At 61.2% G+C, this 6,918-nt stretch carries 6 protein-coding genes; 1 reads left to right on the top strand and 5 read right to left on the bottom strand.

Annotated features, from left to right (window positions below; translation table 11 throughout):
• Positions 1–86: 86 nt before the first annotated feature.
• From HMPREF3044_RS07605 to HMPREF3044_RS07585, 5 genes are read right to left on the bottom strand one after another with little or no spacing between them, the layout of a single operon-like run.
• Positions 87–929 carry an RDD family protein gene (locus tag HMPREF3044_RS07605; protein WP_005395004.1) on the bottom strand — a complete coding sequence of 281 codons (843 nt, stop codon included), beginning with the start codon at positions 927–929 and terminating at the stop codon, positions 87–89.
• Between the two features lie 36 nt (positions 930–965).
• A complete protein-coding gene (locus HMPREF3044_RS07600; protein ID WP_005395002.1) occupies positions 966–2,051 on the bottom strand; it encodes a YhjD/YihY/BrkB family envelope integrity protein in 1,086 nt (361 codons plus the stop codon).
• Positions 2,052–2,099: 48 nt separating this feature from the next.
• Positions 2,100–3,113 (bottom strand): tryptophan--tRNA ligase, encoded by a 1,014-nt coding sequence (gene trpS / locus HMPREF3044_RS07595; RefSeq protein ID WP_070740495.1) that lies wholly within the window; start codon positions 3,111–3,113, stop codon positions 2,100–2,102.
• A gap of 11 nt (positions 3,114–3,124) precedes the next feature.
• Complete coding sequence (budA, locus tag HMPREF3044_RS07590; RefSeq protein ID WP_083318133.1) at positions 3,125–3,838, bottom strand: acetolactate decarboxylase; 714 nt, start codon at positions 3,836–3,838, stop codon at positions 3,125–3,127.
• Positions 3,831–4,715: an exodeoxyribonuclease III gene (locus tag HMPREF3044_RS07585; protein ID WP_070740493.1), complete on the bottom strand. Its 885-nt coding sequence runs from the start codon at positions 4,713–4,715 to the stop codon at positions 3,831–3,833. Before HMPREF3044_RS07585 ends, budA begins: the two co-directional genes overlap by 8 nt.
• A gap of 71 nt (positions 4,716–4,786) precedes the next feature.
• On the opposite strand from HMPREF3044_RS07585, the gene HMPREF3044_RS07580 reads away from it, so the two are divergent.
• Positions 4,787–6,910, top strand: a complete 2,124-nt coding sequence (locus HMPREF3044_RS07580) for an NADP-dependent isocitrate dehydrogenase (RefSeq protein ID WP_005394991.1) — start codon at positions 4,787–4,789, stop codon at positions 6,908–6,910.
• Positions 6,911–6,918 lie beyond the last annotated feature (8 nt).

The following is a 6,918-nucleotide window of genomic DNA, read 5'->3' as shown; positions in this document are numbered from 1 at the left end:
TAACCCGACCAGACCCACAAAAGTTATCCACAGGCCAAGAACACAAACCTGGCCTGTGGATTGAAAAGCGATATACGGCGAACGAGCTACTTCTTCTTAATCACAATGGCACCGACTTCTTTGTCGTGATTGCCCCTGCCTTCGGGATCCTTCTCAATGGACTTGGAAAGATCGAGACCCCAGATAAGGGTAACGAGGTAGCCAAAACCTGGCACGATGCTGCAGAGCGTCCAAAGATTGCGACGCGCGGACTCCGCGAGGGTGAGGTTTGCGCCTGTATCCGCTTTCTTTACCTCCATGTTATTGAGCATCTTGCCGGGAGTCGCACCGAACCACGCCTCGCAGCCAACGAAGTAAAGGAAGAGCACCAGTGCGGACAATGCGATACCGAATCCTGCCTCATCTCCTCCGCCGATCAAGGCCCCGCTGATCACGGCATAGATGATGAAATCGAGGATTTTAACGTGCTGGCGTTCCTTAGCCGTCGGGAGCTTTCGATTCACACCGAGGGTGGTGCTGTATTCACGCGCCTGCTGCACCGCCGATGACGAGGTCGGCGCTGAGAAGAACATCGGCTGTTGCTGCTTTGTGGCCGTGTAGCGCGGTCCGGACGATGGTGCCGCTTGCTCACGTTGCGGCTGGTCGCGCGGAATGTTTTCCTCGGGTCGGGGGAAGCGACCGAAATCGGAGAGGAACTCGAGTTCGTGCCAGGACTTTACCTCTCCACGGGCGAGGCTCTCGTCGTAAACTTTGCGGTTTTCTGCATCGGAAAGGATGCCGTAAGCAACCTCGCAGGCTTTACGCTGCGGATCGTTGTGATCTTTCTTTTCAATCCGCATCTCACTGTCGATGCGGGAAAGCTTCCAGCCTAGGTCGCGTTCGTCAGCCTCGCGATCGAGTCCATAGAGCTGGTACAGATCCAAAACCATTGTCGTTACTCCCTCGTTAACGTGTACCTTTTTAGTCTACCGCCTGAACAGCCGTCCCACAGCCCACGAACCAACGGCGCCGAGGGCCGCGCCGATCCCCAAAACGGCACCGGTGTCGGGGCGTGAGGTGGCTGGGGTGACATCCTGGCGGACGCGGATGACAGCGGGAGTCGGAGCCTTGAGTTTCACCTGGGCAAGCGACTCTTCGGTGGTGGCAGCCCACGCCGAACAGTAAAGAAGGATGCGCCAGATGAAGTACAGGAGCACCATGATGCCGATGATCGGCCCGAAGGTGGCTCCTGCGGGGTTGCTCAGCGCGTTGGAGAAGAACATGGATCCGAGCTGCTTGAACACCTCAAAAATGAGTGCACCGATGAGCGCGCCCTGGGCTGCGGACTTCACGGGGGTCTTACCGCGTGGCATGTATTTGATGAGCCAGAAGAAGACGAGGAAGTTGGCGCCAATACCGAGAATGATCGCCACGATGGTGGTAATGGCACCGATACCGGGAACCTGCTCGAGCTGCAGGAGCTCGAGAATGCGGTGGGTGAGCCCGGAACTGCCAACGGCGGTCACGCCGAAGGCGAGGGAGAGTGTGAGCATGAGGCCGAGAAGGCCGAGGAGATCCCGCAGCTTGTTCATGACAAAGTTGCCGCCGGTGGGGTCGATCTTCCACTGCTGGCTGACACCGAAGCGGAGGTTATTCATCCATCCGAGGCCGGACCAGAGGGCGGTCAGTGCACCGATGGAGAACACAGCACCGGCCTGGTCGATAGCGGTGGAGACGACCTGGTTGACGGTTTCTCCCAACTCTCCGGACAGCGAGCTGGTGATTTGCTCCTCTATCTGTGCCAGTAGTTCGGGCCGGTTCTTCAAGAAGAAGCCGGCAAGGCCGAAGGCGAGCATGAGGAGCGGGAAGAGCGAGAGCACGGAGAAGTAGGTAATGCCGGCAGCGTACTGGTTGCCACCCATTTCTCCGTAGCGCTCGTTCATACGCATGATGTGGTCGAACCAGCCCCACTTATCGCGGAGCTTGTCCACCACGGACTGCTCGTCGTCTGTTGCTCGTTCGATACCGTACTGGTCGATATCTTTTTCTGTTGGCGCCGTGCGGGCAGTCATCGAGGCCTCCTAAAGATCTACTTCCTTAACAGACCTATTTAATCATGCCTAGTGCTTATTCGCCGTGAACCCCAGCTTCTCGTACACCTCGGCGACGACGGGAGCGGCCACCTCGGTGGCGTGCTCAGCGCCTGCATCGAGGATAGCTTCCAGCTGACCGCGATCGGACATGAGCTCGTTGTAGCGGGCACGCAACGGCGTGGTGAATGCTTCGAGAGCATCGGCGGTGTCCGTCTTCAGAGCACCGTAACCGGCACCCTCGTAACCCGCGACGATGTCCTCGATCGGCTTATCGGTTAGCGCGGACTGGATGACGAGGAGGTTGGACACGCCGGGCTTGGTCTCCGGGTCGTAGCGGATCTCGTTCTCGTTGTCGGTAACGGCAGACTTGATGCGCTTGGCGGACACCTTCGGGTCATCGAGGAGGTTGATGATGCCCTTGGGATTGGAGCCGGACTTGCTCATCTTGGATGTCGGGTCCTGCAGGTCGTAGATCTTGGCTGCGCCCGTGGGGATGAATCCCTCAGGCAGCGGGAACGTGTCGCCGAAGCGCTTGTTAAAACGATCCGCCAGCGTGCGGGAAAGCTCCAGGTGCTGGCGCTGATCCTCGCCCACCGGCACGTACTTCGGCTTGTAGAGGAGGATATCTGCGGCCATGAGCATGGGGTAGGTAAACAGGCCTGCGCTCGTGCGGTCGGCGCCGCGCTTCTTCGACTTATCCTTAAACTGCGTCATGCGGCTCGCCTCGCCGAAGCCGGTGAGGCAGGTCATCACCCAGGCGAGCTCGGCATGCTCGTGGACGTGGGATTGGACGAAGAGGGTGGACTTTTCGGGGTCAATGCCAAGGGCGAGAAGCTGGGCGGCACCGGCGTACGTACGGTTGCGCAGCTCCTCGGGATCCTGGTCCACGGTAATGGCGTGGAGGTTGGGGATGAAGTAGAACGCGTCAAACTCGTCCTGCAAGGTAATCCACTGTTTCAGGGCTCCCAGGTAATTTCCCAGGTGGTATGAATCTGCGGTGGGCTGGATTCCGGACAGTACACGAGTTTTCTTGTCAGTCATGGAAAATTACCTTACTCGGTCGTTTCTATTTGTTGCTGCAAATCCTCTGGGGCGAGCTCGGCGCGGGAGAATGCGTCCGTCAGGGGCAGACGCAGTTGGAGGTCCGTGCCCACGCAGAGTTCGACGGTTCCCGAGCGCAGCGAGAAGTCGAGGACGTGGCCACCGTGGCTGTGCTCAGAATCAAGGAAGTGGACGTGGCAGCCGGGGACGGAGATGCCTTGCTCGTAGACGGGCGTGCGGAAGCCGGCGATGGTTCCGGAGACGTGATCCATGTGGACGACGGCATCGGATTGCGTGGCTTCCACCATCTTGGGGTACGGCTTTTCCTGCTTCACCACAATGCGGGTGGTGACGTCGGCAAAATCGCCGGTGATCCGCAGCGCGTACATGTAATTCTGGGAGTGGATGAGCGAGTCGATGAACGCCGACACGTCTTTACGCGCAAGGTTGTCGGGTGCTTTCGCCGTGATGTGGGGGACGAAGTTGGTGACCACGGCAAACGGGGTGCGCGCGTCGAGGTCTGCGCGGGTGGCGGTGCCGTCGGAACGCAGCTGCCAGCACACGCCGTCGAGGATGACCATTTCTCCGTCGAGGCCGTCGAAGGTGCCGAGGCCGAAGTTGCCGTGGCCGAGGAGCTCGCCGATAGTCATCTCACCGTCGTAGATGCCGTCGAGAAGCGCGCTCATGAGTGAGTTTTGGAAGAACGGGTGGCGGACTCTAGTCACGGTAGGTCACCACCAGCGGCGCGTGGTCGGACCAGCGGGTTCCCCACTCGTCGGCGCGGTCGACGCGGGTGGACTCGGCGCGTTCCATCATCGCCTTCGTCGCAGCCTGGACATCGATGCGCCAGCCGGCGTTGGTATCGAAGGCCTTCCCGCGGTAGGTCCACCACGTGTACGGTGCATCTTCTGGGTGCAGCCGTCGCGCAACGTCGAACCATTGGGGGCTTGTCGACGCCTCTCTCCTACCCTCCCGGACGTAGTCGACGGCTCCCTCGAAGATGCCGTGGGAGTCGACCTGGCTCTCTGCGAACGGGAAGGTGCCAAAAATCGCATCCATGAAGGCACGCTCGTCGGGCAGGCACCCCGCCTTCTTCCTGTTGGAGGAGAAGTTCTTCAAATCGTTCGGCGCGTGGCAGATGTTCCAGTCGCCGGCGACGACGGCCTTTTCATGGTTGGCGGCGATTTCCGCGAGCTGGATCTCCAACGCGTCGAGGAACCGGTATTTCTCGTCCTGCTTTGCGGTACCAGCAGCCCCCGTGGGCAGATAGAGGGACGCGACGAAGAGGTCGTCGACAAGCGCAGAAACGAAGCGACCAGAATCCTCAAACCCGGGTACCCCCGTGCGCACATCGGTGACCGGGCGGGTGGTCAGAATCGCTACCCCCGCGCGCCCCTTCGCCGCAGAATCGTGGAGGGTCAGGTGCCAGCCCTCCGCTAGCGCCGGGGCCAAGGCCTTTTCCGCCTGCTCAGGGGTAGCACGGACCTCCTGCAGCAGCACAATATCCACATCGGCCGTGCGCAGCCAATCGTGGAAACCGGGGCTCTTGGAGGCGGCGGCGCGGATACCGTTGACGTTTACCGAAGCTATTTTGTGAGACATACCTTTAACTTTACGGGTACGGTAAGAGGCAGCTAACCAAACGCTCGTACTATTTAAGAAAAGGTGAAACCGTGAGCACAATTATCTACACCCGCACTGACGAGTCCCCACTGATGGCTACCTACTCCCTCAAACCCATCGTGGAGGCCTACGCCAAGGCTGGTGGCATCGACGTGGAAACCCGCGACATCTCGTTGGCACACCGCATCCTTGCCGAATTTGGGCTCGCATCCGACGACCTCGCAGAACTCGGCGCACTTGCCAAGAAGCCCGAGGCGAACATTGTCAAACTGCCGAACATTTCCGCCTCCGTGCCGCAGCTAGAAAAAGCCATCGCCGAACTGCAGGCAGCTGGCTACGACATCCCGAACTTCGAGGACGCAGAAGACAAGTACTCCAACGTCAAGGGCTCTGCGGTTAACCCCGTCCTGCGCGAGGGCAACTCCGACCGCCGCGCCCCGCAGGCCGTGAAGAACTTCGCCCGCAAGCACCCGCACACCATGGGTGAATGGTCTGCGGATTCCAAGACGGCCGTCGCCACCATGGACGACCACGATTTCCGCCACAACGAGCAGTCCGTCATCATGCCCGCAGACGACACCCTCACCATCGTCCTGAAAACCGCAGACGGCGAGAAGGAATTCAAGAAGGTGCCGGTACTGGCCGGTGAGGTTGTCGACTCCACCTTCATGTCTGCCCGCGCCCTCGACGCGTTCCTCGCTGAGCAGCTCGCCCGCGCAGACAAGGAAGGCATCCTCTTCTCCGTCCATCTCAAGGCCACGATGATGAAGGTCTCCGACCCGATCATGTTCGGCCACGTCGTCCGCACCTACTTCGCAGACGTGTACGAGAAGTACGGCGAGGAGCTGCTCGCTGCGGGCCTCAACGGCGAAAACGGCCTCGGCTCCGTCATCGAGGGCCTGTCCGAACTTGAGCACGGCGAAGAAATCCGCGACGCGATTGCCACGCGCCTCGCCGACGGCCCCGCGCTCGCCATGGTCAACTCCGACAAGGGCATCACCAACCTGCACGTCCCCTCCGACGTCATTGTCGACGCCTCCATGCCGGCCATGATCCGCACCTCCGGCCACATGTGGAACGCCGATGGCCAGGAGCAGGACACGCTCGCTGTCCTCCCCGACTCCTGCTACGCAGGCGTCTACCAGGCCGTCATCGACGACTGTAAGGAAAACGGCGCCTTCGACCCGACCACCATGGGCACCGTGCCGAACGTCGGCCTCATGGCGCAGAAGGCCGAGGAGTACGGCTCCCACGACAAGACCTTCAAGGTTCCCGCCGACGGAACCGTCGAGGTGCGTAACTCCGCCGGCGAGGTTCTCATGAGCCACGAGGTAGAGGCCGGCGACATCTGGCGCGCCTGCCAGGCCAAGGACGCCCCCATCCGCGACTGGGTGCAGCTCGCCGTCCGCCGCTCCCGCGAATCCGGCATGCCCGCGATCTTCTGGCTCGATCCGGAGCGCGCCCACGACCGCAACATGAAGACCCTGGTGGAGAAGTACCTTGCCGACGAGGACACCGACGGCCTGGACATCTCCATCCTCTCCCCCGTCGAGGCCACCAAGAAGTCGGTCGAGCGCATCCGCCGCGGCGAGGACACGATCTCCGTCACCGGCAACGTCCTGCGCGACTACAACACGGACCTGTTCCCCATCCTGGAGGTGGGCACCTCCGCCAAGATGCTGTCCATCGTCCCGCTCATGGCCGGCGGTGGACTGTTTGAGACCGGTGCAGGTGGATCCGCACCGAAGCTCGTCCAGCAGCTGTTCGAGGAAAACCACCTCCGCTGGGATTCCCTCGGCGAGTTCATGGCCCTTGCCGAGTCCCTGCGCAAGGCCGGCTCTGAGACCCTCGCTACCGCCCTGGAGGCAGCCACCGAGAAGCTGCTGAGCGAAGGCAAGTCCCCGAAGCGCAACGCCGGCGAGAACGACAACCGTGGTTCCCACTTCTGGCTCGCCCGCTACTGGGCCGAGGCCCTTGCCGACGGCGAGTTGAAGGACACCTTCGCCCCCGTCGCCGAGAAGCTGGCAGCCAACTCCGACCAGATCGAAAAGGAGCTCCTCGAGGTCCAGGGCTCCCCCGTCGACCTCGGCGGCTACTACTTCCCCGACGAGGAAAAGACCACCGCCGTCATGCGCCCGTCGGCCACTTTCAACGAGATCATCGACGCGATCTAGTCATCGCT

It is taken from the genome of Corynebacterium sp. HMSC073D01, assembly GCF_001815555.1.
GTDB classification, from domain to species: domain Bacteria; phylum Actinomycetota; class Actinomycetes; order Mycobacteriales; family Mycobacteriaceae; genus Corynebacterium; species Corynebacterium glucuronolyticum.
Note: the sequence above shows the minus strand (reverse complement) of the source record. Positions and strands in the feature narration are given on the sequence as shown.

What these genes read in the sequence shown, in the direction of transcription:
- HMPREF3044_RS07605 (WP_005395004.1), bottom strand. Translation starts at nt 929, where the DNA reads ATGGTTTTGGATCTGTACCAGCTCTATGGACTCGATCGCGAGGCTGAC.
- HMPREF3044_RS07600 (WP_005395002.1), bottom strand. Translation starts at nt 2,051, where the DNA reads ATGACTGCCCGCACGGCGCCAACAGAAAAAGATATCGACCAGTACGGT.
- trpS (WP_070740495.1), bottom strand. Translation starts at nt 3,113, where the DNA reads ATGACTGACAAGAAAACTCGTGTACTGTCCGGAATCCAGCCCACCGCA.
- HMPREF3044_RS07585 (WP_070740493.1), bottom strand. Translation starts at nt 4,715, where the DNA reads ATGTCTCACAAAATAGCTTCGGTAAACGTCAACGGTATCCGCGCCGCC.